The sequence below is a fragment of the Clostridium sp. USBA 49 genome (assembly GCF_900167505.1).
Classification (GTDB): Bacteria; Bacillota; Clostridia; order Clostridiales; family Clostridiaceae; genus Clostridium_AT; species Clostridium_AT prolinivorans.
Window position 1 is genome coordinate 17099 of the sequence record NZ_FUYD01000011.1, and the last position, 24604, is coordinate 41702.

General features: G+C 25.0%; 22 protein-coding genes. 21 read left to right on the forward strand and 1 reads right to left on the reverse strand.

Translation table 11 applies throughout. The features are described from left to right. Positions 1 to 214 precede the first annotated feature (214 nt). The 15 genes from galU (at position 215) to B5D11_RS09960 (ending at position 18039) form a co-directional block, all read left to right on the forward strand. Positions 215 to 1123 (forward strand): UTP--glucose-1-phosphate uridylyltransferase GalU, encoded by a 909-nt coding sequence (galU, locus tag B5D11_RS09890; RefSeq protein WP_078682874.1) that lies wholly within the window; start codon positions 215 to 217, stop codon positions 1121 to 1123. Positions 1124 to 1321: 198 nt separating this feature from the next. Continuing rightward, positions 1322 to 3172, forward strand: coding sequence for a polysaccharide biosynthesis protein (locus B5D11_RS09895; RefSeq protein WP_078682875.1), 1851 nt, complete (start codon positions 1322 to 1324; stop codon positions 3170 to 3172). Positions 3173 to 3277: 105 nt separating this feature from the next. Continuing rightward, a complete protein-coding gene (locus tag B5D11_RS09900) occupies positions 3278 to 4594 on the forward strand; it encodes a nucleotide sugar dehydrogenase (RefSeq protein ID WP_078682876.1) in 1317 nt (438 codons plus the stop codon). A gap of 81 nt (positions 4595 to 4675) precedes the next feature. Further along, positions 4676 to 5761, forward strand: a complete 1086-nt coding sequence (locus tag B5D11_RS09905; RefSeq protein WP_078682877.1) for a Gfo/Idh/MocA family protein — start codon at positions 4676 to 4678, stop codon at positions 5759 to 5761. A 35-nt stretch (positions 5762 to 5796) separates the two neighbouring features. Continuing rightward, positions 5797 to 6537, forward strand: a complete 741-nt coding sequence (locus tag B5D11_RS09910; RefSeq protein ID WP_078682878.1) for an N-acetyltransferase — start codon at positions 5797 to 5799, stop codon at positions 6535 to 6537. 24 nt (positions 6538 to 6561) lie between these two features. Then, positions 6562 to 7740, forward strand: coding sequence for a glycosyltransferase (locus tag B5D11_RS09915; protein WP_078682879.1), 1179 nt, complete (start codon positions 6562 to 6564; stop codon positions 7738 to 7740). A gap of 68 nt (positions 7741 to 7808) precedes the next feature. Then, positions 7809 to 9299: an O-antigen ligase family protein gene (locus B5D11_RS09920; protein ID WP_164850148.1), complete on the forward strand. Its 1491-nt coding sequence runs from the start codon at positions 7809 to 7811 to the stop codon at positions 9297 to 9299. Further along, positions 9296 to 10618: an oligosaccharide flippase family protein gene (locus B5D11_RS09925; RefSeq protein ID WP_078682881.1), complete on the forward strand. Its 1323-nt coding sequence runs from the start codon at positions 9296 to 9298 to the stop codon at positions 10616 to 10618. The genes B5D11_RS09920 and B5D11_RS09925 overlap by 4 nt, the downstream gene beginning before the upstream one ends. A gap of 6 nt (positions 10619 to 10624) precedes the next feature. Further along, on the forward strand, positions 10625 to 11998 hold the full coding sequence (locus tag B5D11_RS09930) for a glycosyltransferase (protein WP_078682882.1): 1374 nt from the start codon (positions 10625 to 10627) through the stop codon (positions 11996 to 11998). A gap of 11 nt (positions 11999 to 12009) precedes the next feature. After that, positions 12010 to 13068 (forward strand): non-hydrolyzing UDP-N-acetylglucosamine 2-epimerase, encoded by a 1059-nt coding sequence (wecB, locus tag B5D11_RS09935; protein ID WP_078682883.1) that lies wholly within the window; start codon positions 12010 to 12012, stop codon positions 13066 to 13068. Positions 13069 to 13125: 57 nt separating this feature from the next. Then, positions 13126 to 14187, forward strand: a complete 1062-nt coding sequence (locus tag B5D11_RS09940) for a glycosyltransferase family 4 protein (RefSeq protein WP_078682884.1) — start codon at positions 13126 to 13128, stop codon at positions 14185 to 14187. A gap of 19 nt (positions 14188 to 14206) precedes the next feature. Next, a complete protein-coding gene (locus tag B5D11_RS09945) occupies positions 14207 to 15229 on the forward strand; it encodes a glycosyltransferase family 2 protein (protein ID WP_078682885.1) in 1023 nt (340 codons plus the stop codon). Positions 15230 to 15292: 63 nt separating this feature from the next. Beyond that, complete coding sequence (locus tag B5D11_RS09950; protein WP_323052672.1) at positions 15293 to 15958, forward strand: sugar transferase; 666 nt, start codon at positions 15293 to 15295, stop codon at positions 15956 to 15958. A 252-nt stretch (positions 15959 to 16210) separates the two neighbouring features. Next, positions 16211 to 17296, forward strand: a complete 1086-nt coding sequence (locus B5D11_RS09955; protein WP_078682886.1) for a glycosyltransferase family 4 protein — start codon at positions 16211 to 16213, stop codon at positions 17294 to 17296. A 107-nt stretch (positions 17297 to 17403) separates the two neighbouring features. Next, complete coding sequence (locus B5D11_RS09960) at positions 17404 to 18039, forward strand: cyclodeaminase/cyclohydrolase family protein (RefSeq protein ID WP_078682887.1); 636 nt, start codon at positions 17404 to 17406, stop codon at positions 18037 to 18039. 304 nt (positions 18040 to 18343) lie between these two features. On the opposite strand, the gene pdaA is transcribed toward B5D11_RS09960, so the two are convergent. Further along, positions 18344 to 19303, reverse strand: coding sequence for a delta-lactam-biosynthetic de-N-acetylase (gene pdaA / locus B5D11_RS09965; protein ID WP_078682888.1), 960 nt, complete (start codon positions 19301 to 19303; stop codon positions 18344 to 18346). Between the two features lie 71 nt (positions 19304 to 19374). Here pdaA and B5D11_RS09970 point away from each other — a divergent pair, with 71 nt between their 5' ends. From B5D11_RS09970 to spoVAD, 6 genes are all read left to right on the forward strand, one after another. Then, positions 19375 to 21129: an Eco57I restriction-modification methylase domain-containing protein gene (locus B5D11_RS09970; protein WP_078682889.1), complete on the forward strand. Its 1755-nt coding sequence runs from the start codon at positions 19375 to 19377 to the stop codon at positions 21127 to 21129. Positions 21130 to 21372: 243 nt separating this feature from the next. Next, positions 21373 to 21708: an anti-sigma F factor antagonist gene (spoIIAA, locus tag B5D11_RS09975; protein WP_078682890.1), complete on the forward strand. Its 336-nt coding sequence runs from the start codon at positions 21373 to 21375 to the stop codon at positions 21706 to 21708. 15 nt (positions 21709 to 21723) lie between these two features. Next, on the forward strand, positions 21724 to 22152 hold the full coding sequence (gene spoIIAB, locus B5D11_RS09980; protein ID WP_078682891.1) for an anti-sigma F factor: 429 nt from the start codon (positions 21724 to 21726) through the stop codon (positions 22150 to 22152). 9 nt (positions 22153 to 22161) lie between these two features. Next, complete coding sequence (gene sigF, locus B5D11_RS09985; RefSeq protein ID WP_078682892.1) at positions 22162 to 22917, forward strand: RNA polymerase sporulation sigma factor SigF; 756 nt, start codon at positions 22162 to 22164, stop codon at positions 22915 to 22917. Between the two features lie 189 nt (positions 22918 to 23106). Further along, complete coding sequence (gene spoVAC / locus B5D11_RS09990; RefSeq protein ID WP_078682893.1) at positions 23107 to 23556, forward strand: stage V sporulation protein AC; 450 nt, start codon at positions 23107 to 23109, stop codon at positions 23554 to 23556. A gap of 9 nt (positions 23557 to 23565) precedes the next feature. Further along, the gene (spoVAD, locus tag B5D11_RS09995; protein WP_078682894.1) at positions 23566 to 24576 is read left to right on the forward strand and encodes a stage V sporulation protein AD; all 1011 of its coding nucleotides are present in this window, start codon (positions 23566 to 23568) and stop codon (positions 24574 to 24576) included. The last annotated feature ends 28 nt before the right edge of the window (positions 24577 to 24604 follow it).

The window sequence follows — 24604 nt, forward strand, 5'->3', positions numbered from 1 at the left end:
TAAATGTCTGAATCAAATTTTAAAAATTTAAATTATTATTTTAAAATATATCAAAAAGTAGTTTTATTGAAAATTAATCATTATATATTGATATAACAGTAATTTTTTAAAATCATAACAAATTGTATAATGAAAGTTAATTTATACTTATATACTTATTAGGGTTTAAATCATAGTATATAATTAAGTTTAATATAGAAAGGAAGTTTTACAAATGAAAGTTAAAAAAGCTATAATACCTGCAGCTGGTTTAGGCACTAGATTTTTACCAGCAACTAAGGCTCAGCCTAAAGAAATGCTTCCAATAGTGGATAAACCAACTATACAATATATAATTGAAGAAGCTGTAGCATCAGGAATTGAAGAAATTCTTATAATTACAGGAAGAAATAAAAGAGCTATAGAGGATCATTTTGATAAGTCTGTAGAATTAGAACAAGAACTTGAAGCCCACAATAAACAAGAATTATTAACTATGGTTAGAGATATATCTAACATGGTAAATATACATTATATAAGACAAAAAGAACCTAAAGGACTAGGCCATGCTATATATTGTGCTAAAACTTTTGTTGGTAAAGAACCATTTGCTGTAATGCTTGGGGATGATGTAGTAGATAGTAAAGTGCCATGTCTAAAACAGCTTATAGATTGTTATACAGAATATAAAACAACAATAATAGGAGTTCAAGAGGTTCCTAAAGAAGAAGTTTCAAAATATGGAATTATTAAAGGAATGCATATAGAAGATAGAGTTTATAAAATTAAAGATTTAATAGAAAAGCCTAAAATAGAAGAAGCTCCATCAAATATAGCAATATTAGGCAGATATATAATTACGCCTCAGATTTTTGATGTTTTGGAAAACACTGCTCCTGGTAAAGGTGGAGAAATTCAACTAACAGATGCTTTGAAAACTTTAATAAACAGCGAAGCTATGTATGCATATAACTTTGAAGGAAGAAGATATGATGTAGGAGATAAATTAGGCTTTCTTGAGGCAACTGTTGAATTTGCACTTAAAAGAGAAGATCTTAAAAAGCCTTTTATGGAATATTTGCTTACAATAAAAGATAATCCTTTATTTAAAGATTTATATAAAGAAATAAATAATGATAATTAATAAAAGTAAGAAAATTACAGGTCTTTAGTCAAATTTACTAAAAAGACCTGTAATTTTTTATATATTTTACTTGAATAAAAAATAAAATAAGGTAAAATGTAAAAGTAAGCATTTAATAATTATTTTATGGAAAATAATTCATATATTGTTTTAAATAGTATCTTTACATAAATTTATTAGTTTGAGGGATGTGGTTAAATGAAAAAAATAAATAAGTTTGTTATATACGATATTTGTATAATTTTTATTTCTTTATATTTAGCTTTGCTTCTTAGATTTGATTTTAAAGTAGATAAAAATTATATTGTGTTTTTTGCTTTGTCATTTATACCTGTAACATTTATATTTATGGTTTTTAACTATATTTTTAAGCTTTATAACAGCATATGGGAGTATGCTTCTCTTGAAGAAATACTTTCAATAATTTATTCTACTACTCTTTCTAATATTGTATTTATAATTTATAGTTACTTGGTTAATTACAAAATTTTCAACCATAAATATTATAGATTTCCTCTTACTGTCCATATAATTTTTTGGCTTTTATGTATAATTTTATTTGGCGGTATTAGATTAATATATAGAATAGCTAATGCAAATTATAAAGCAGATAAAATAAAAAAATTTTCAAACAAAAACAAATCAAGGGTTTTGATTATAGGGGCAGGAGATGCGGGAGCTATGCTTATTAAAGAAATTAAAAAGCATAGTGAACTTAATTACAAAATAGTTGGAATAATAGATGATGATGAATCAAAGTTTGGCAAAGTAATTAACGGAATAAAAGTATTAGGTGGAAGAAATTCTATAATAAACATATGTAAAGATAAAAAAGTTGATGAAATAATTTTAGCAATACCATCTATGAATTTAATAGAACAGAGAAAAATTTTAAATATATGTAAAGAAACTAAATGTAAATTAAAAATTATACCAGGAATATATGAAATAATACATGGAGATGTAAATATAAGCAAAATAAGAGATGTAAATATAGATGATTTGCTTGGTAGAGAACCTATAAAATTAGATAATGAAAATATAAACAGATATATAAATAATAAAACTATATTGGTAACAGGCGGCGGAGGTTCTATTGGTTCTGAGCTTTGCAGACAAATTTCAAAATTTAATCCTAAAAAATTAATAATTCTTGATATATATGAAAACAATGCTTATGAATTACAAATGGAACTTAAATATTTATATCCTAATATGGATTTAAAAGTAATAATTGCATCTATAAGAGATTATGAAAGAATTAAAGAAGTGTTTGAAGTTTATAGACCTAATGTTGTATTTCATGCAGCAGCCCATAAACATGTTCCTTTAATGGAAGAAAATCCTAAAGAAGCAGTAAAAAATAACATATTAGGTACTTATAATGTGGTTAAATGCAGTGATATATATGAAGTTGAAAGATTTGTTCAAATAAGTACTGATAAAGCAGTTAATCCAACTAATATTATGGGTGCATCTAAAAGATTTTGTGAAATTATGATACAGGCTTTTGATAAAGTTAGTAAAACTGAATATGTAGCTGTTAGATTTGGAAATGTACTTGGAAGTAACGGCAGTGTAATACCTCTATTTAAAAAACAGATAGCTCATGGGGGGCCGGTTACAGTAACTCATAAAGATATAACAAGATTTTTTATGACTATACCTGAGGCAGCTCAACTTGTTATACAGGCTGGAGCTATAGCAAAAGGTGGAGAAATATTTGTTTTAGATATGGGAGATCCAGTAAAAATTGCTGATTTAGCAAGAGACCTTATTAAACTTTCTGGACTAAGACCTGATATAGATATAAAAATTGAATATACAGGACTAAGACCTGGTGAAAAGTTATATGAAGAACTTTTAATGGATGAAGTAGCATTAACTTCTACTGAGCACAAAAAAATATTTGTTGAAAAGCCTATGGAATATGACATTGCTTTTTTGGAAAAATCTATAGATGAATTTAAAAATGTTCTAAATAAAAGTGATGAAGAAGTATTTGAATTAATGAAGAAAAAGGTTCCAACTTATACTAAAAAGAGTTAAAATATATTAATGTATAAAACAAATAAAAAAGTTATAAATAAAAAAGTTACTAAAACATTTATTCTGATTACTAAATTTAATTAAGTAACTTAGGAGGTTATTAAAATGTCTGATTTAAAAGAAGAACTTATATTAAAACTAAAAAATAAAACTGCAAAACTTGGTGTAGTAGGATTAGGCTATGTTGGTCTGCCTCTTGCAGTAGAAAAGGCTAAAGCAGGTTATGATGTTATTGGTTTTGATGTTCAATCTAAAAAAGTAGATATGGTAAATGAAGGACATAATTATATAGGAGATATAGTTGATGAAGATCTTGTAAATTTAGTTAAATCTAAAAAATTAAGAGCAACAACTGATTTTAGTTTTGTTAGAGAAGTTGATGCAGTATCTATATGCGTACCAACACCTTTAGATAAATATAAACAGCCGGATTTATCATATGTAATTAATTCATCCAAAAGTGTGGCAAAATATTTACATAAAGGAATGTTAGTTGTGCTTGAAAGTACAACTTATCCTGGGACTACAGAAGAAATACTTAAGCCAATTTTAGAAGAAAGCGGATTAAAATGTGGTGTAGACTTTTTCTTAGCATTTTCTCCTGAAAGAGTAGATCCAGGTAATAAACAATTTAAAACAAAGAATACTCCTAAAGTAGTTGGAGGATGTACTCCTGAGTGTACAGAAGTTGCTGCAATGCTTTATAGAAATGTATTAGAAAGTGATGTTATGGAAGTTTCATCTCCGGCAGTAGCTGAAATGGAAAAAATTCTAGAAAATACTTTTAGAAACATAAATATTGCATTAGCTAATGAAATGGCTATTCTTTGCAAAAAGATGAACATAGATGTTTGGGAAGTTATTGAAGCTGCTAAAACAAAACCATATGGATTTATGGCATTTTATCCAGGTCCAGGGTTAGGAGGACATTGTATTCCATTAGATCCATTTTATTTATCTTGGAAAGCAAAGGAATATGATTATCATACAAGACTTATAGAAACTTCAGGAGAAATAAATGACTATATGCCTGAATTTGTTGTAGAAAATGCAATGAAATTATTAAATAAGGAAAAGAAAGCTTTAAATGGTTCAAAAGTATTACTTTTAGGGGCAGCTTATAAAAATGATATAGACGATATGAGAGAATCACCAACACTTAAAGTTATAGAACATCTTGAAAAAAATGGTGCTGAAGTAATATATAATGATCCATATATTCCAAACTTTAAACATAATGGTAAAGAATATATATCAGTTAATTGGGAAGATGTTATAGATGATGCAGACATAGTTATAATAACAACAAATCATAGCTGCTATCCATATCAAGAGATTGTTGACAGAGCTAAAATTTTATATGATACTAGAAACGCTACTAAGGATGTTAAAAATAATAGAGATAAGATTAATAAACTATAAATTATAATAAAAGGATAAGCAGATTTTGCTTATCCTTACCATTACCAGTACTAATATCATTACTAAGAGGTGTGATTTATTATGGAAAAATTAAAATTTGCAATTATAGGTTGTGGAAGAATATCTTATAAGCATATAGAAGCATTAATTAAAAACAAAGATGAAGCTTCTTTGGTTTCTGTTTGTGATATTATAGAAGCAAATGCTTTAGCTAAGAAAAATGAATATGAAAGTAAAATTAATAATGAAAAATCGGTAAATGTATATACAGATTATAAAGAAATGCTTGAAAAAGAAAACATAGATGTTGTAACAATAGCTACAGAAAGTGGATATCATCCTGAAATAGCTATATATTGTATGAATAAAGGTAAGCATGTTATAGTAGAAAAACCAATGGCACTTTCAATAGAAGATGCTGATAAAATGATAGAATGTGCTAAAAAGAATAATGTAAAATTATGTGTAAGTCATCAAAATAGATTTAATAAACCAATTAAAAAATTAAGGGAAGCAATAGAATCCAATAGATTTGGGAAATTAGTAAATGGTACTGCTAGAATATTGTGGAATAGAAACATGAATTATTATAAACAAGCACCTTGGAGAGGCACTTGGAAGCTTGATGGTGGTACATTAATGAATCAATGTATTCATAACATCGATTTGCTTCAATGGATGATGGGTGGAGAAATTGATACTGTATATTCAATGAGTGATACTTTTTTAAGAGATATAGAAGCTGAAGATTTTGGAGCTATACTTATAAGATTTAAAAATGGTTCTATTGGTATAGTAGAAGGTAGTGCTTGTGTATATCCTAAAAATTTAGAAGAAACATTAAGCATTTTTGGAGAGAATGGTACAGTTTGCATAGGCGGCTTAGCTGTAAATAAAATTGAAACATGGAGATTTGCTGATGGGCTTGATGATGAAAATGAAATTTTAAAAGCTCAAGAAGGAGACCCTGATACAGTTTATGGCTTTGGACATACTCCATTATTTAAAGATATGATAGACGCTATTAAAGAAAATAGAGAACCTTTAATCAATGGGGAAGAAGGTAAAAAAGGTATGTCTATAATATTAGCAGCATATAAATCAAGAAAAACTGGACTTCCGGTTAAATTTCCAATAGAAAGTTTCTCAACATTGGATATGATTTAAATATAAAAATTAATCATTTGAGAAGAGGGTTTAAAATGAATTTTATATCTGAAAAATCTACAATTGGCAGTAATGTTAAATTTGGACATTTTGTTGTTATTGATGATGAAGTTGTTATAGGTGACAATTGTATTATAGGGAATAATGTTGTAATTCATAAAGGTACTAAAATAGGAAACAATGTGCGAATAGATGATAATACAGTTATAGGTAAAAAACCTATGATAGCAGTAAACAGTATATTAAAAAATGAGCAGATTCTTGAGCCTGCAGTAATTAAAGATGAATGTTTAATTGGAGCTGGGGTAATTATATATTTAGGTTGTAAAATTGGTAAGCAGAACTTAATAGCAGATTTATCTACAATACGTGAAAATGTAATTATTGGAGATAAAAATATTATAGGAAGAGGAGTTTCTGTAGAAAATTTTACACAAATAGGAGATAACTGCAAAATAGAAACTAATGCCTATATTACTGCCTATTCAACTATAGAAGACAATGTTTTTATAGCTCCAGGGGTAGTAACTTCTAATGATAATTTTGCTTCACGTTCAAAAGAAAGGTATAAGCATTTTAAAGGTATTACAGTAAAAAAAGGTGGAAGAATAGGAGCACAGGCAACTATACTTCCTGGAAAAATAATTTATGAAGATGGATTTGTAGGGGCTGGGAGTGTAGTAACAGAAGATGTAAATGAAAAAATTATTGTTGCAGGTAATCCAGCTAAATTTTTAAAAAATGTTCCTGAGGATCAATTATTAAAAAATCAATAATTTTATAGAGAGGATTAGGTATAAATGAACAATAAACAGCTTCATATTTTAATAATACCTTCATGGTATCCAACTAAAGATATGCCTTTAAGTGGTATATTTTTTAAAGAACAAGCTCAAGCATTAACTAAAGAAGGAATTAAAGTAGGATTAATTTATCCTGAAACCAGATGGCTCTCTAAATTTAAATTAAAACATATAAAAGATTACCATTTTCAAATTAAACAAAATTACGAAGAAAATGTAAATGTATTTAGAGAATATAGTTGGAATATTTTTCCTAAAACTAAAAAAATGCAATCAAAACAATGGATATATGAAGCTGAAAAATTATATAAAAATTATGTTAAAAAATATGGTAAACCAGATATAATTCATGCACATAGTGTATTATGGGCTGGGTATACTGCTATGAAATTATCTAAAAAGTTTAAAGTACCATACATTATAACAGAACATTCCTCATCGTTTGCTAAAAATTTAATTAAATCTTGGCAAATTCCATATATAAATGAAGCGTTTGATAATGCAGAGAAAATTATTGCTGTAAGTAGTCCTTTTGCAAAATTACTTAGTTCATATTCAAAAAACAGCAAAATTGATGTTATACCTAATATGGTAGATACAGAATATTTTTATTTTAAAGAAAAAAAGAAAAAAGAAAAATTTATTTTCTTATTTACAGCTTTTTTAACACCTAAAAAAGGGGCAGATGTATTAATAAAGTCATTTGCTGTAGCTTTTAAAGGTAATAAAGATGTAATTTTACGAATAGGTGGAGATGGAGAACAAAAACAAGAATTAATAGAATTAGTAAATAAACTTGGTATTAATTCTCAGGTTGAATTTCTTGGTATGCTTAAAAGAGAAGAAGTTCGAAAAAATTTATGGGAAGCAAATATTTTTGTGCTTCCAAGTTATTATGAAACATTTGGAGTTGTACTTATAGAAGCGTTAGCTACAGGGACACCTGTTATTTCTACTAAATGTGGTGGCCCTGAAGATATAGTTAAAGAAGGATTAGGAAAGCTAGTTGAAAGTGGAAATATTGAAGCCTTATCAAAAGAACTTGAAAATAGTTATTATAATTATAATAACTATGACTTTAGTTTAATAAGAAAATACGCTGTTGAAAATTATAGCAGCCATTCTATATCAAACAAATTAATAAATTCTTATAAAGAAATATTAAATATATATTAAAGAAAATAATAGAATCTTATTTTTAAGACTTTAAATAAATAGTAATAAATTTTTTAATGGAGGAAGATATGCAAATAATTAAAGATAAAAGAAATATTTTGTTTTTACTTTTTGTAGTTTTAATTATATTAAATTTTATTAATAATCCAAGCATTGCAGTAGTTCAAATTTTTTCACTTATATTTGTAATATTAATAAGAAAAAAGTATTCTTCCGATATAAGAAAACAGTTGTATTTTACAACAATTCTTTTTTCTATAATTAGCTATAATATGAAAATAAAATTAACTGATAGATATGATTTATATTTTTCATATATTTCCATATTAATATATTACTTAAATTTTATTACTGTTAATATTAATAATATACATATTAAAAATTTAAAAAAATTTATAAAAGATAAATATACTATATTTTTTGCTGTATTTGTATTATATTCTACTTTAAGTTTATTTTTTGTTCAAAATATAGAAGCAGGAATTAGTTTATATATTACTTATTTAATTATGTTCTCAGTTATAGTAATGATTTATCTAGAAAATAAATCATTAAATGACATAAAAGAAACATTTTCATTTTTAAAATATTTATATTGCGGAGTATTATTTTTAGGTACATTAGAAATATTCAAAATACGTTATGGTGTTATTACTAATTATGTAGAATTAGGATTAATTGGCACAGGAAAAGAATATTTTGAAAGAATTCCAATAGTATTTTTTTATAATCAAAATAATTATGCTGTATTCTTAGTTTTAGGTATAGCCTTACTTTTTGCAGGAATAATATTTACTGATAAAAAGTTGGACAAAATAATATATATAATTTTATTTATAATAAGTGAAATAAATTTAATTTTTACAACCAGTAGAATATGCTGGATTTCATTATTTATAATTTTCTTTATTGGTATAGCAATAGGAATTTTAATTAAGAAAAAAAGTATTATTAAAGCATCATTTAAATATGGAGTATTATCTTTGATAATTTTTATTATATTTTCTGCATTACCTTTCTCCTCAAAATATTATGGAAAATTTAATGCTACTCCTTTTTTAAAAATGTTAAGTATTGATATTAATAATAATGATAATGAAGATAAAAATGAAGTGCCTTTAAAATTAGGAGGAAATGGTTCTAATAATGAAAGATACACTCTTATATATGATGTTATAAAAGGTGTAATAATTGAAAAAAATTATTTAGGATTTGGTGTTGGTAATATTGCTGAATATATAAGGCTTCAAGATAATACATTTGGCATAACAAATCCTCACAGTTTATGGTTTGAAGTGCTTGGAGATTTTGGTATACCTATATTAATATATTATATATATATTTATTTAAGTATGTCTTTTGATAGTTTAAAAATTTATAAAAATTGTTCAAATGAATTTAAACCTTATATAGTAGCTATTTCTATTACAACTTTAGTGTTTGTATTTTTAGCTTTTGCTCCAAGTTCAGTTATAGCATATTCTCCATTTTGGATATTAATGGGAATAAGCGGCAGTTTTGTTTCAAATATTTTAAAAAGAAATGATGGTGTAATATGAAATTTTTTAAATCTACTGTATTAACTTTTATCAGCAATATATTTGGATTTGGAATTTCTATGATAACAACTATTTTGCTATCTAGATTATTAGGTGCTTCAGGTAAAGGGGTTATTGGAGTATCTAATAATATAATAGCTTTTAGTATGCTGATATTGGGGTTGGGATTTGAAGCTGCAAATATATTTTTTGTTGGTAAAGATAAAAAAAATATTAATAACATATTAGGTTATAATTTAATAATATGTGGTTTTTCATTTATAATTTTGTTAATTATAGCTAGTATACATTTAGTTCATCCTATAAATTTTATATTTAAAGGAATAGATAACCGTATAATTATACTTTTATTATTTATAATTCCTATGAGTCTTATGAAATCAAGCTTAATAAATTTAATATTAGGATTACAAGATATTGTTAGATTTAATAAAATAAATGTGTTAGACAAAATAATAACTTTTATTCTAATGTTAATTTCTTTATTAGTTTTTAATTCACCTTTATATATAATTTTTTCTACATTATTATCAACATTAATAATTCAACTTATATTAATTTATATAGTAATTGTAAAATATAATGTAAAACCTTCATTTAATTTTGTTTTTTATAAAAAAATGATAGGCTATGGTGCCAAAAGCCAAATATCTAATACAATTCAGATGATTAATTATAGATTAGATGTATTTATAATTAATTATTTTTTAGAATTATCTCAAGTTGCTATATATCAAAATGCAGTTTCTTTAGGTGAAGCATTATGGCAGGTTTCAGGGACAATATCTACTATAGTTTTTCCTATGACTTCAAATTCTAAAAACATAGAAGAGTTAAAAGGATTTATTAATAGAGTTAGTAGAGTTACTTTATTTTTTATAGTTATTTGTTCAATATTTTTAAGTATAATAAGTAAACCTCTCATTATATTTTTATTTGGTAAAGAATTTACAGATGCATATATTGCTTTAATTTTATTACTTCCTGGAATTAGTTTTTTTTCAGTTTCGAAAATATTAGCTAATTTTTTAGCTGGTGTTGGTAAAACAGAAAAAAATATAATTTCATCCTCCATATCTGGAATAACAACTATTATATTGGATTTAATATTAATTCCAAGAATAGGAATTAACGGTGCTGCAATAGCATCAAGTATCTCTTATATAGTATTTACATTAACTTCTATATATTTTTATTCCAGATATACTAAATCAAGTTTTAAAAGTATATGTGTTATTACAAAAGAGGATATGAGTTTTATTTATACAGAAATTAATAAATTTATAAATAGAAAAATAAGAAAAAAGATTAATGGGTGAATTCAAATGAAAAATGTATTAATAATTGCATATTATTATCCTCCTAAAGGAGGCGCGGGTGTACAAAGAACTACAAAATTTGCTAATTATTTAAGTAAATTTGGATATAATGTAAATGTACTTACTGTTAAAGAAAATTCAGAAGGATTAAAAGATTTTTCACTTAAAGAAGACATAAATAAAAATATATCTGTTTATAGAACTGATATAAAAGAAATAAATATAATGAATAATTTACTTAAAATAGCAAAGAAAAAAACTAATAACTCAATTAATACTTTAGATGAAAATTTATCTAACAATTCATCTTCACTTGGTGCAAAAAAAATAAAACTAAATTTATTAAATTCCATAAAAAATTATTTAAAAAAAATGTTTTTAAATTTATATAATTTAATGTTTATACCTGATGATAAAAAAGGATGGATTGACTTTGCTGTTTCTAAAGGAAGAGAAATTATTATAGAAAAAAATATAGACATAATTTATACAACTAGCGGTCCATATAGTACTCATTTAATTGGATATAAATTAAATAAAGAATTTGGGACAAAATGGATTGCAGATTTTAGAGATCCATGGGCATCAAATCCTTTTGTAGAATATAATTTTTTAGTACAAAAAATTTTTAATAAATTAGAAGCTAAAGTAGTAAAAAATGCAAACAAAATAATAAGTGTAAGTAAACCTATTATTGAAGATTTTATAAAAAGATATCCTGATGAAGATATAAATAAATTTGTTACTATACCTAATGGCTATGATGAAGAAGATTTTCAAGGATTAAATCTTGAATTATCTGAAAAAAATTCAAAATTTGTTATATTATATAATGGTACTCTTTATGGTAAAAGATCACCAGAAAAAATCCTTTTTTCTATAGATAATCTTATAAATAAGAATATAATTGATAAAAATAAAATTCAGATTAGATTTGTTGGAGAAATAGGTACTTCTTATATTGAGCTTATTAATTACTATAAAAACAAATATAAAGATGTAGTTATACATAGGCCTTATATGCCTCATAAAGAAAGTTTAATAGAATTATGTAAAGCTAATGCTTTACTTTTGATTATAGATGAAGGCAAGGGAAGTGAAGGAATTTATACTGGTAAAATATTTGAATATATAAGAACAGGGAAAACTATACTTGGATTAGTACCAAATGGTGTAGCAAAAGATTTAATCGAAGAGACAAGTACAGGATATACAGCTTTACCATCTGATCAAAGCGCAATTGAAAATATTATTTTAAAAGCTTATAATGATTTCATATATAAAACAAAATCATTAACTCCAAATTTAGAAGTAATAAAAAAATATAGTAGAGAAAATCTTACTAAACTATTAATTGAAGAAATTAAAAAAATTGAATAAAGGTGATAAGTATGAAAATAGTTACTGTATTAGGAGCTAGACCTCAATTTATAAAGGCTGCTGCTGTTTCAAGAGAAATAAGAAAAAATAACAAAGAAATTATAGTTCATACTGGACAACATTATGACCCCAATATGTCAGAAATATTTTTTAAAGAATTAAACATTCCTTATCCAGATTATAACCTCCATGTAGGTTCAGGAGACCATGGAGTACAAACTGGTAATATGCTTATTAAACTTGAAGAAATACTAAAAAAAGAAAAACCAGATTTAACATTAGTTTATGGAGATACAAATTCTACTTTAGCAGGAGCTTTATGTTCTAGCAAAATGTTAATACCAGTAGCACATATCGAAGCAGGGCTTAGAAGTTTTAATAAAAATATGCCTGAGGAGCAAAATAGAATTTTAACAGATCATATATCAAAATTATTATTTGTGCCTACAAAAACTGCAGAAAAAAATCTTCTTAAAGAAGGAATTGAAAGTGGTGTTTTTAATGTAGGAGATGTAATGTATGATGCAATAATTCATTTTGGAGAAATGGCTAAAGTAAAATCAGATATATTAAATAAACTTAAGCTTAAAGATAATGAATATATTTTAGCTACAATACATAGAGCTGAAAATACTAATGATATTTTAAGATTGAATAATATTATTGAAGCATTAAATGAATGTGGAATAAAAATAATTTTACCTCTTCACCCTAGAACAAAAAAATATATTAAGGATTATGGACTAAAAGTAAATGATAATGTAAATATAATTGAACCTGTAGGATATCTTGATATGATTTTATTAGAAATGAATTCTAGTCGTATAGTTACAGATAGTGGAGGAGTTCAAAAAGAAGCATTTTTTATGCATAAACCATGTATTACTATAAGAGATGAAACTGAATGGATTGAGACTGTAGAAAATGGATGGAATGTATTAGCTGGAGCTAATAAGAGTAAAATTTTAGAATCTATATTACATTTTAATCCTACAACAAAGCAAAATGAGATATTTGGCAGAGGAAATGCTTCAAAGTTAATTGCGGATATTTTAAATAAGTTTATATAACATTTAAAAAATAATATAAAATCTTATACAATTAAGTTTATTAATTAGGAGATAAGTATGAAAATATGTTTTTTAGGGGATGCTCAAAGTATTCATATTAAAAGATGGTGTGAATTTTTTAGAGATAAAGGTGATGATGTTACTATTGTTACCTTTAGAGATAACTACATTAAAAATATAAATGTTATTAATTTAGGAAAAGACATTAAGGTTAATAGTAATGGAGGGAATTTTTCATACTTAAAAAAGACTGAACATATAAGAAATATAATCAAAGATTTAAAACCTGACATTGTAAATTCTCATTATTTAACAAGCTATGGATTATTAGGAGCTTTAACAAAACAAACTCCTCTTGTTGTATCTACTTGGGGGACTGATATATTAGTTACTCCTAAAAAAAATATTATTTATAAAGAAATAACAAAGTATGTACTTAAAAAATGCGAAATTGTAACTTCTGATTCTAATTATATGAGTAAAGAAATTGAAAAATTAGGAAAAGCTAAAGAACAGATTATTACAGTTCCAATGGGTATAGATGATAAATTTTTTAATAATATTAATAGAAAAAAATACAATAAAACTATATTAAGCTTAAGAACTCTATGCAGCAATTCTAATATAGATGTTATAATTAAAGCTTTTTATAAATTAACTTTAGTTGATTCTGAATTTAAGCTTATTATTGCAAATGATGGAGCAGAAAAACAAATATATATAGATCTTATTAAAGAATTAAAATTAGAAAATAAAATTGATATTTTAGGTAGTGTTGATAAATCTAAAGTGGTAGAATTATTAAAATCATCCACATTATATATATCAATTCCAACTTCAGATTCTACATCAGTTACATTGTTAGAAGCTATGGCTTGTGGTACAATACCTATTGTTTCTAATATACCTGCAAATTTAGAATGGATAATAAATGGATATAATGGATATGTAATAAATGAAATAAATGAAAATAGTTTGTATGAATGTATAATAAATGCTTTTAACAATTTTAATAATTTTAATAATTTTGCTATAATAAATAATGATATAATTTATAAAAAAGCTTTATGGGAAAAAAATATGAATTTTATAAGGAATGCATATTTAAAGTTAATTTAAAAAAGGTGTGTTATCAATTATGGATTTAAAAAAAGTAACAGTAATTATACCAACAAGAAATGAAGAAAAATATATAGGTAAATGTCTAGATTCTTTTGTAAATCAATCTTATCCTAAAGAATTATATGAAATATTTGTAGTAGATGGGCTTTCGGAAGATAAAACTACAGAAATAGTAAAAGAATATAATAAAAAATATAAAAATATACAGTTAATTATTAATCCTGGAAGGATAGTCCCTAAAGGTGTAAATTTAGGCATTAAAAAAAGCAGTGCAGATATTATAATATTATTTGGTGCTCACGCTTATGCTGATAAAGATTTTATAAAAGAGAATGTTATAAGCCTTGAGAACGAAGAAGTTGGTTGTAGTGGAGGACCTATTACCACTATAAGCCATGATTTAAAAGGAGCCGCTATTGCACTTGCTATGAGTTCACCTTTTGGTGTAGGAAATGCTCTTTTTAGATATGCTCAAAAAGAAATTTATGTAGATACAGTAGCTTTTGGAGCTTATAAGAGAGAAGTTTTAGAAAAAGTAGGATATTTAGATGAAGAACTTGTAAGAAATCAAGATGATGAACTTAATTATAGAGTAATTAAAAATGGATACAAAATTTTGCTCTCTCCCAAGATAAAATCTACTTATTACAGTAGATCATCATTTAAAAAGCTTTGGAATCAATATTATCAGTATGGATTTTGGAAAGTTAGAGTTATGCAAAAGCATGGAAAAACTGCATCCTTAAGGCATTTAATTCCTATGGCTTTTGTAATATATAATTTATTAGGATTAATATTAAGTTTAATAAATCACCATTTTATGTATTTGTGGTTACCTGAGATAGCTATATATATTTTATTAGATATATTATTTTCTTTTAAATTATCTAATAAAAATAAAAAATTATTAAAATATTTACCATTTGTATTTCCTATGCTTCATATAAGTTATGGATTAGGATTTATAGAAGGATTATTTTCATTCTATTTATTAAAAAACAAAAGAGCTGTTGAAAAAAATACAAAACTTTCTAGATAATAATAGTGATAGCAAAAGAAGTAGTTAATTATTAAATCATTAAAAATGGCTTTGGAGGGTAACATGGAAAGCATGGAAAATTGTAACAATATTTTTATAGATATAGAAAAAGATATAAATAGCAAAAAAATTCAATTTAGAATTAAAAGAATTTTTGATATTGTATTATCTATAATTGGGATTATAATACTATTACCTATTTTTTTAATAATAACAATTGCTATAAAGCTTGACTCTAAAGGACCAGCATTATTTAAACAAAAACGTGTAGGTAAAGATGGTAGAATTTTTACTATTTATAAATTTAGAACTATGGTTATTAATGCTGAGGCTAAAAGGGATCTTAATATAGATCCTAAAAATATTGAAAATTTTATATTTCAGAGTAAAGAAGATAGTAGAGTAACAAAAGTTGGAAGCTTCTTAAGATCAAGCAGTTTAGATGAAATACCTCAATTATTTAATGTTTTAAATGGAACTATGAGTTTAGTTGGACCACGTCCTGAAATACCAGAAGTTGTTAAATATTATCCTGAAAAATATAAACAAAGGTTATTAGTACTTCCAGGTATAACTGGACTTGCTCAAGTAAATGGCAGAGGAGAAATTGAATTAGGAAAAACAATTTATTATGATTTGAATTATATAAAAAATTTTTCATTGATTTTGGATTTAAAAATAATTTTTAAAACTATTTTTTCTGTAGTAAAAAGAAGAGGAGCATTTTAAATTAAAAAAAGTTTGTTGTAAGGTAATAAAAAATATTTTACAACAGACTTTTTATATTTTATAAGATTTAATTATGCTTAAAAATATTTATAATTTATAAATTTATGTATAAATTATATTAATTATAACAACATAAAATAAAAGCTAATATATTTATTTAAAATTTGTTAATAAAGTTTTCATTAAATTAGCAAATTAAATTGTTAAAATAATTAAAGAATTAGAAATTAATATAATAATTGGAGGAAACTAATGAAAATATGTTATTTAGCAGATGCAGGCAGCATACATACACAAAAATTATGTAAATATTTTGCTAAGAAAGGATATGAAATTACTGTTATATCATTAAGTCCTGGAAATATTGATGGAGTAAAAGTATATAATTTAGGACTAAATATAAATGATATAAAACAAAATAGTATTTTACATAAAACAAAATATATTACTTGCATTTTTAAAATTATAAATATTGTAAAAAAAATAAAGCCTGATATTTTACATGCACATTATGCTTCCAGTTATGGCCTTTTAGGTTCTTTGTGTTTTTATAAACCTTATATAATATCTGTATGGGGCAGCGATATATATGAATTTCCTAATATTAATTTTATATGTAAAAATATAATAAAATTTAATTTATCAAGAGCAGACAAAATATTATCTACAAGTAAAGCTATGGCAAAAGAAACGCAAAAATATACTTCAAAACAAATTGAAATAACACCTTTTGGCGTTGATTTAAATTTGTTTAAAAATAAAGAAAAAGTTAAAAAAGATTATATAACTATTGGGACAATTAAAACTCTTGAGAGTAATTATGGTATAGATTATTTAATAAAAGCATTTGCAATAGTAAAAAAACAAATAGAAAATATAAAATTAGAAATTGCTGGAGAGGGAAGTCAGAGAGAATATTTAGAGAATTTGGCTAAAAGCCTTAATATAGATAAAGATGTTACTTTTTTAGGTTATTTAAGTCAAGAAGAGGTTGCTGATAGATTTAATAATTTTGATATTGCTGTATTTCCTAGTTGTGAAATTGAAAGTTTTGGAGTTGCAGCAGTTGAAGCTCAAGCTTGTGGAGTACCAGTTATTACAACAAATATAGGAGGATTAGTAGAAGCAGCAAAACCAGGTTATTCAAGCATAGTTGTAGAAAAAAAATCAGAAAAATCTTTAGCTGATGCTATGATAAAACTAATTAATGATGAAAAATTACGCATAGAAATGGGCAAAAATGGAAGAAAGTATGTAGAAGAAAATTATAATATACAAGAAAATTTTAAATTATTTGATTCAATATATAAAGAAATTTTGAAAGAAAAAAATATTTAATATAAATAATTATAAAACATAGAAAATGAAAGATGTATAAAGTATAATAAAAGCTGTAAAATTTTTAACATAATTAATTAAGGCCTATTAAGAAAGGTGTGTATAATATGCTTCAAAATTTAACTATCAAATCTTTTATAGATAAATTAGCTTCAAATTCTCCAGTACCAGGAGGCGGTGGTGTAGCTGCATTAGCTGCATCACTTGGAAGTGCTCTTGGCTCTATGGTATTTAATTTGACTATAGGCAAAAAAACATACAATGAATATGATGAATATATGAAGGCTGAAATATTAAATAGTTTAAATGAAACTAATATTAACAAAGATGAATTTTTAAGTTTAATGGAAAAAGATGCAGAAGAATTTTTAGAACTTATGAATATGTTTAAACTCCCTAAGAATACTGAAGAAGAAAAATATATTAGAGAAACTAAATTAGAAGAAGGATATAAAAAAGCTCTTGAAATACCTTTTAATGTAGCAGAAAAAGCTTTTAAAATGTATAAATATATTGAAATTTCAGCTAAATATGGGAATAAAAATGCTATTTCTGATAGTGGAGTAGCAGCATTACTTTTACAAGCTGCTATTGAAAGCGCAGTTTTGAATGTAAAAATTAATTTGTCGGGAATAAAAGATGAAGAATATAAAGAAAATATTAATAAAAAATGTACATATTTTGTTAATGAAGGATTAAAACTAAAAGAAAACATAATGAATATAGTAAACTCAAAATTATAAATTAAAGGAATTGTTAAAAAATATAGAAGTAAGTTTTCAATTAATGTTATAATAAATAAAAAATATGTGTAAATGAGCTGATAACTGTCTAAGAAACTCTAAGCTTAAAATAGACACAAATCAAGTGCTTTCGTTAACTCACTAACGCTCAAACAAACGAAAATCACTAGGATTTGTGTCTATTCTTTCGCAAAGAGATTCTATAATTCACTTAAAGCTCATTTTTACACATATTTTATTTATTTCCTATTAATATAGCCTAAACAATATATAATATACTTTGCAAAAGTACATTTAATTTTATTTATTGTGGAAGATCATTTAATGTTTTAAGCTCAAAACCTTTGCTTTTCCATTCCTTTATAACAGAATCTAGTATTTCGGCATTTGTTTTTGATACTGCATGTAAAAGGAATATACCTCCATTGTGAGTCCTTTCCATTATTATTTTTTTAGCATATTCATGAGAAGGTTGTTTTTCAGGTATCCAATCTTTATAAGCAAAACTCCAAAATATTGTCTTATATCCTAATTCTTGAGTATAATGCATGGAAAGTTCGCTGTATTTTCCCATAGGTGGTCTAAAAAACTTAGGCATCTTTGTACCTGTAACTTCTTCAAAAGCTTTTTCTGTAAGAGTAAATTCTTCTTCAAATTTTTCTTTACCTTTTAGAGCAACTTTTGCCATAGAAGGATGGCTATTTGAATGATTACATACAAGATGTCCTTCATTGACCATTCTTTTTATTAAATCTTTATTACGATTGATATAATCTGTTGTTACAAAAAAAGCAGCTTTAACATTATTTTCTTTTAGAACATCTAATATTTTAGATGTATATCCGTTTTCATATCCTTCATCAAAAGTTAAATATATTTCTTTTTTTGAAGTATCTCCTAAATAATATCCTGAATATTTTTTTAGTATATTTAATACTTCAGGTGGTTCTTCTGAAGGAGTACCATCTTTTTTAGGTTTATAAAACCAATCTTTTTCTGTAGTATTAAAATTATTGGTTTTGCTTGTTTGAAAATTATTTTCTTTTGGGGATAATTCTTTTGGTATAGGAGATATTTCACTTTTATTTTTATTTGATTCTTCAGGCTCAGTTACTTGTATATATTCTTGAAATTTAGGTGTATTTTCAAGGCTTATAGTCTTATTAGCTGCTACTGATATTTTTTTGCTTTTATTTATTATTCTATAACAAGAAGTTATAGAAAGAGAAAAAACAAGAAAAAACGATAGAAACTTTTTATCCATATTTTGTCCCTCCTTTAGTTATGGTATAATTTTATAGAAACTATTTAAAATTATATAATGGAGATTTTAAAATGCATGATAATTTTGTAGAAAGCATTGAAAAAATTTATGATATTATTCTACAGCCTATTGATATTATTTACAAAACTACTGCAATAAATAATTATAAATTGAAATTAAATATTGGTAAAAATGAAAGATTTGGCGAATATTATTTTAATTTGGTAGAAAATAAAAAAAGTAAAGGAGTCATATATACTCCACCAGAAATTTCTAAATTTATAGTTTGTAATACAATAATAAGTTCAGATGTAATTAATAATCCTTATATAAAAATTGCAGATCCATCTTGCGGATGTGGAAATTTAATAATTGAATGTTATAAACACTTAAAAAATATTTATAAAGAAAACTTATACAAAATAAATAATATACATAATATAAACTTAAAAGAAGAAGATATAGATAAACATATAATTTATAATAATTTATTTGGATTTGATATTGATGAAACTGCATTAAAAATTTTGTTAATAGATTTATTTAGTATAGGAGAAACTATAAAACCACAAAATTTTGTAAAAGATGATTTTTTACTTAAAGAAAATAATTCAAAGTTTGATATTTTTATAGGTAATCCTCCTTATATTGGACAAAAATCACTAGATAAAAATTACTCAAATATTATAAGAAATAAATATAATAAAGTATTTAAAGATAAAGGAGATTTATCTTATTGTTTTTTTTATGAAGCCATAAACAATTTGAATAAAATGGGAAAACTTACATTTATAACTTCAAGATATTTTATTGAATCTTTAAGCGGTAAAGAATTAAGAAAAACTTTAAAAGAATATTTTTCTATTGATAAAATTATAGATTTTTATGGAGTAAGGCCTTTTAAAAATGTTGGTATAGATACTGTAATAATATTTTTAACATTAGAAAGTAAAAATGAAAATATAGAAGTTTTAAAACCTTTATTAAAAAAAGAAAAATATTTTTTTAATTCACTTTTTAATAATGAAGGAAAATATTATAAATCATTTTATATAAACAAAAATATATTAAATAACAATGGATGGATATTAATAGATGAAACTGAAAGAAAAATAATAGATAAAATTGAACAAAAATGCTTTACAACATTAAGCAATATATGTTTTAGTTTTCAAGGAATAATAACTGGATGCGATAAAGCTTTTGTAGTAGATAAAAATACAATTGATAATGAAAATTTAGAAACTTCTATAATAAAACCTTGGATAAAGAGCAGCTTTATTGAAAAAGACAAAGTTATTAAAAAAGATCTTTATTTAATATATTCAGATTTGATTGATGATGAAAATGAATTTCCCAATATAATAAGCCATATTTCAAAATTTAAAGAAAAACTTTTAAATAGAAGAGAATGTAAAAAAGGTATAAGAAAATGGTATGAACTTCAATGGGGTAGAGATTATACTATTTTTGAGGGAGAAAAAATAGTATTTCCATTTAAATCAAATAATAATCGATTTTCATTAGATAAGGGAAGCTTTTTTAGTGCTGATGTTTATTGTCTTAAATTAAAAGAAGATATTCCATTTTCTTATGAATATTTATTAAAAATTTTAAATAGTAAAATATATGAATTTTATTTTAAAACTTTTGCTAAAAAACTTGGAGTAGATATTTATGAATATTATCCTAATAATTTAATGAAACTTTGTATACCAAATTATATGGATTTAGAAAATAATATAGATAATACTTTATATAATTTTTTTAATATAAGTAATTTCGAAATTGATATAATAGAGTCATATATAGATATTAAAAAATAAAATTTGAACTTTAAAATTATATGTTTAACTTTTAAAAGTTCAAATTTTATTTTTTTGTAAAATTGCAAGAAAATATTAACAAATTAAATGTATAATTAATATAAATATGGTTAAAATATAAAAAGATATAAAATTTTATGCATTTTTAGAAGGAAAATAATGGAATGTATAGAATAATAATATATGGACAAAATTAAAATTTGTCTTGATATTAAAATATTTACTAGATAGAGGGGGATATGAATGTATTTAAAGTTTCAAAAACAAGATGAGAAACTTATAGTGCATATGTCAGGAGAACTGGATCATCATAGCGCTGAAGAAGTAAGGAATAAAATAGATGATAGACTTGATAGAGATAATATAGAAAAGTTAATTTTAGATTTTACCAATGTTACTTTTATGGATAGCTCAGGTATAGGAGTTGTTATTGGAAGATATAAAAAACTTTCTATGAAAAAAGGGGAAGTCTGCATAACTAATGTAAATAATTCAGTAAAGAGAGTTTTTGACTTATCTGGCATGTTTAAAATAATTAAGCTTTATGAAAATGTGGAACAAGCATTAAAGAGTATTTAATGTGGGGGGATAAAAATGTACGATAATATGATGAAGATAGAATTTTTAAGTAAATCACAAAATGAAGGTTTTGCCAGAGTAGCAGTAGCAGCCTTTGTATCTCAGCTTGATCCTACTATTGAAGAAATTACAGATGTTAAAACAGCGGTATCAGAAGCTGTAACTAATGCTATAATACATGGTTATGGCGGAGGTGAGGGAATAGTTAAAATTGAGGCAAGAATAGAAGGAAATGAACTTACTATTATAGTAAGCGATGAAGGAGTAGGTATAGATAATATTGAACTTGCTATGCAGCCACTTTATACTTCAAGGCCAGATCTTGAAAGATCTGGTATGGGATTTACTGTAATGGAAACTTTTATGGATAATTTACAAGTAACTTCAGAAAAAGGAAAAGGAACAAATATAATAATGAAAAAGGTTTTTAAACCTTTAAATTAGGTGGAAGTTATGGATGAAGAGATTCTAAAAAAACAGGAATATAATTATGAAGATAATTTAGAACTTATAATAAAAGCAAGAAATGGAGATAAAGAGGCTTTAGATAATTTAATTCAGATTAATTTGCCTCTTGTTTCAGCTATAAGTAAAAAATTTTTAAATAGAGGATATGAATATGAAGATATTTTTCAGATAGGTTCTATGGGACTAGTTAAAGCTGTTAATAATTTTGATCCTAAATTTAATGTAAAATTTTCTACTTATGCTGTTCCAATGATTATGGGAGAAATAAAAAGATTTATAAGAGATGATGGTATTATAAAGGTAAGTAGAAGTGTAAAAAATGTTGCTCGAAAACTTCATTATGATAAAGAAACTCTATCTAAAAAATTAGGCAGAGAACCTACAATTGAGGAATTATCTCAATATACAGGTATAAGTAGTGAAGAGATTATATTTGCTTTAGAATCAGCAAATGGAATGCAATATTTATATGATACTATACATCAAGATGATGGTTCTCCAGTTCTTTTAATCGATAAACTTAGTGAAAACTTTGAAGAAGATAATGAAATAGTTGATAAAATAGCATTAAAAGAAGCGTTATCAAATTTAGATACAAAAGCTAGACAAATAATTATGCTTAGATATTTTAAAGATAAAACTCAGGTTCAAGTGGCAAAACTTCTTGGTATAAGTCAAGTTCAAGTATCTAGAATTGAAAAAAAAGTGTTAAAAATTATGAAAGAAAGATTAAGTGGATAGGATACAAAATGTGTATCCTATTTTTATTAAAATATTGTATATAATATTTTTAAATAATTAAAGATTTCAGATAAAAATTATACTGAAGTCTTTTTTATTTACAGTAAAATTAATTTATTGAATAACAAATATTAATTTGCACAAAATATTTTTAAGAAATTATTATAAAAATCAAGGAAGTGAAAATAGATGGATAAAAAAGACGAGAAATTAAAGCAAAAATTTCAAACTGTATCTTCCGAAATTAAACCAAAATCTAATTTATTAAAAAATTGTATAAATGCCTTTTGGGTTGGAGGGCTTATTTGTGTAATTGGTCAATTAGTTATGAACTATTTTACAAGTTTAGGTCTTCCAAAAGACGTTGTATCTAGTTTAGTTTCTATAACAATGGTATTTTTAGGAGCATTTCTTACAGGAATAGGAATTTATGATAAAATAGCTGGTTTTGCAGGAGCTGGCAGCTTGGTACCAATTACAGGCTTTGCAAATTCTATAGTTTCTCCTGCAATGGAATTTAAAAAAGAAGGATTTATATTTGGAGTAGCAGCAAAAATGTTTACTATAGCTGGTCCGGTTTTAGTTTATGGTATTGGTTCATCAGTAATAGTAGGAATAATATATTATTTTATTAAGTAGGTGATGATTATGAACAAAAGAGTAGGAAATCAAACTATAAAAACTGACAGTAAACCTAGAATTATTTCTACTTATAGTGTAGTGGGACCTAAAGAAGGAGAAGGCCCTTTAAAAGACTATTTTGATAGAATACTTCAAGATGATTTAAATGGCATGGATACTTATGAAAAAGCCGAAAGCAGTATGCTATATATGGCTGTAACTGAAAGTATAAAAAAAGCTAATTTAAAAGAAGAAGACATAAATTACTTAGTTGCAGGAGATTTATTAAATCAGCTTACATCTTCATGTTTTGCAGCAAAAGATGTAAATATACCTTTTGTAGGTTTATTTGGAGCCTGTTCAACTATGACTGAGTCTTTAGGAGTAGCGGCTATGCTTATGGATGGAGGATTTGCTAATTATGCAGTTGCAGCAACTTCTTCACATTTTTCTTCTGCAGAGAGACAATTTAGATTCCCACTAGAATATGGAAGTCAAAGACCACCAACAGCACAATGGACTGTAACAGGATCAGGTGCCATGGTTTTAGGGAAAGAAGGCAATTATCCTTATGTTAGTTATGTAACTATAGGAAAAGTAAAAGATTATGGAGTAAATGATGTTAACAATATGGGAGAAGCTATGGCTCCTGCAGCAGTAAGTACAATTTCACAGCATCTTATAGATACTGGAAGAAAAGCTGAAGATTATGATTTAATTGTGACAGGAGATCTTGGAAAATTCGGGAAAGAAATTACTATGAAGCTCTTATTAGAAGAATATAATTATGATTTGAGTAAAAACTATATTGATTGTGGTGAAGAAATATTTGATAATGAAAGGCAGAATACCAATGCTGGAGGCAGTGGCTGTGGATGTTCGGCAGTAGTAGACTGTGGCTATATATACAAAAATATGATAAGTGGTAAATTAAAAAAAGTTCTACTTGTATCAACAGGAGCTTTATTAAGTTCTACATCATGCTATCAAGGATTAAATATTCCTGGTGTTGCACATGCTGTTGCTGTAGAAATATAAACACTTATTGACAGCTAGAAGGAGGCTT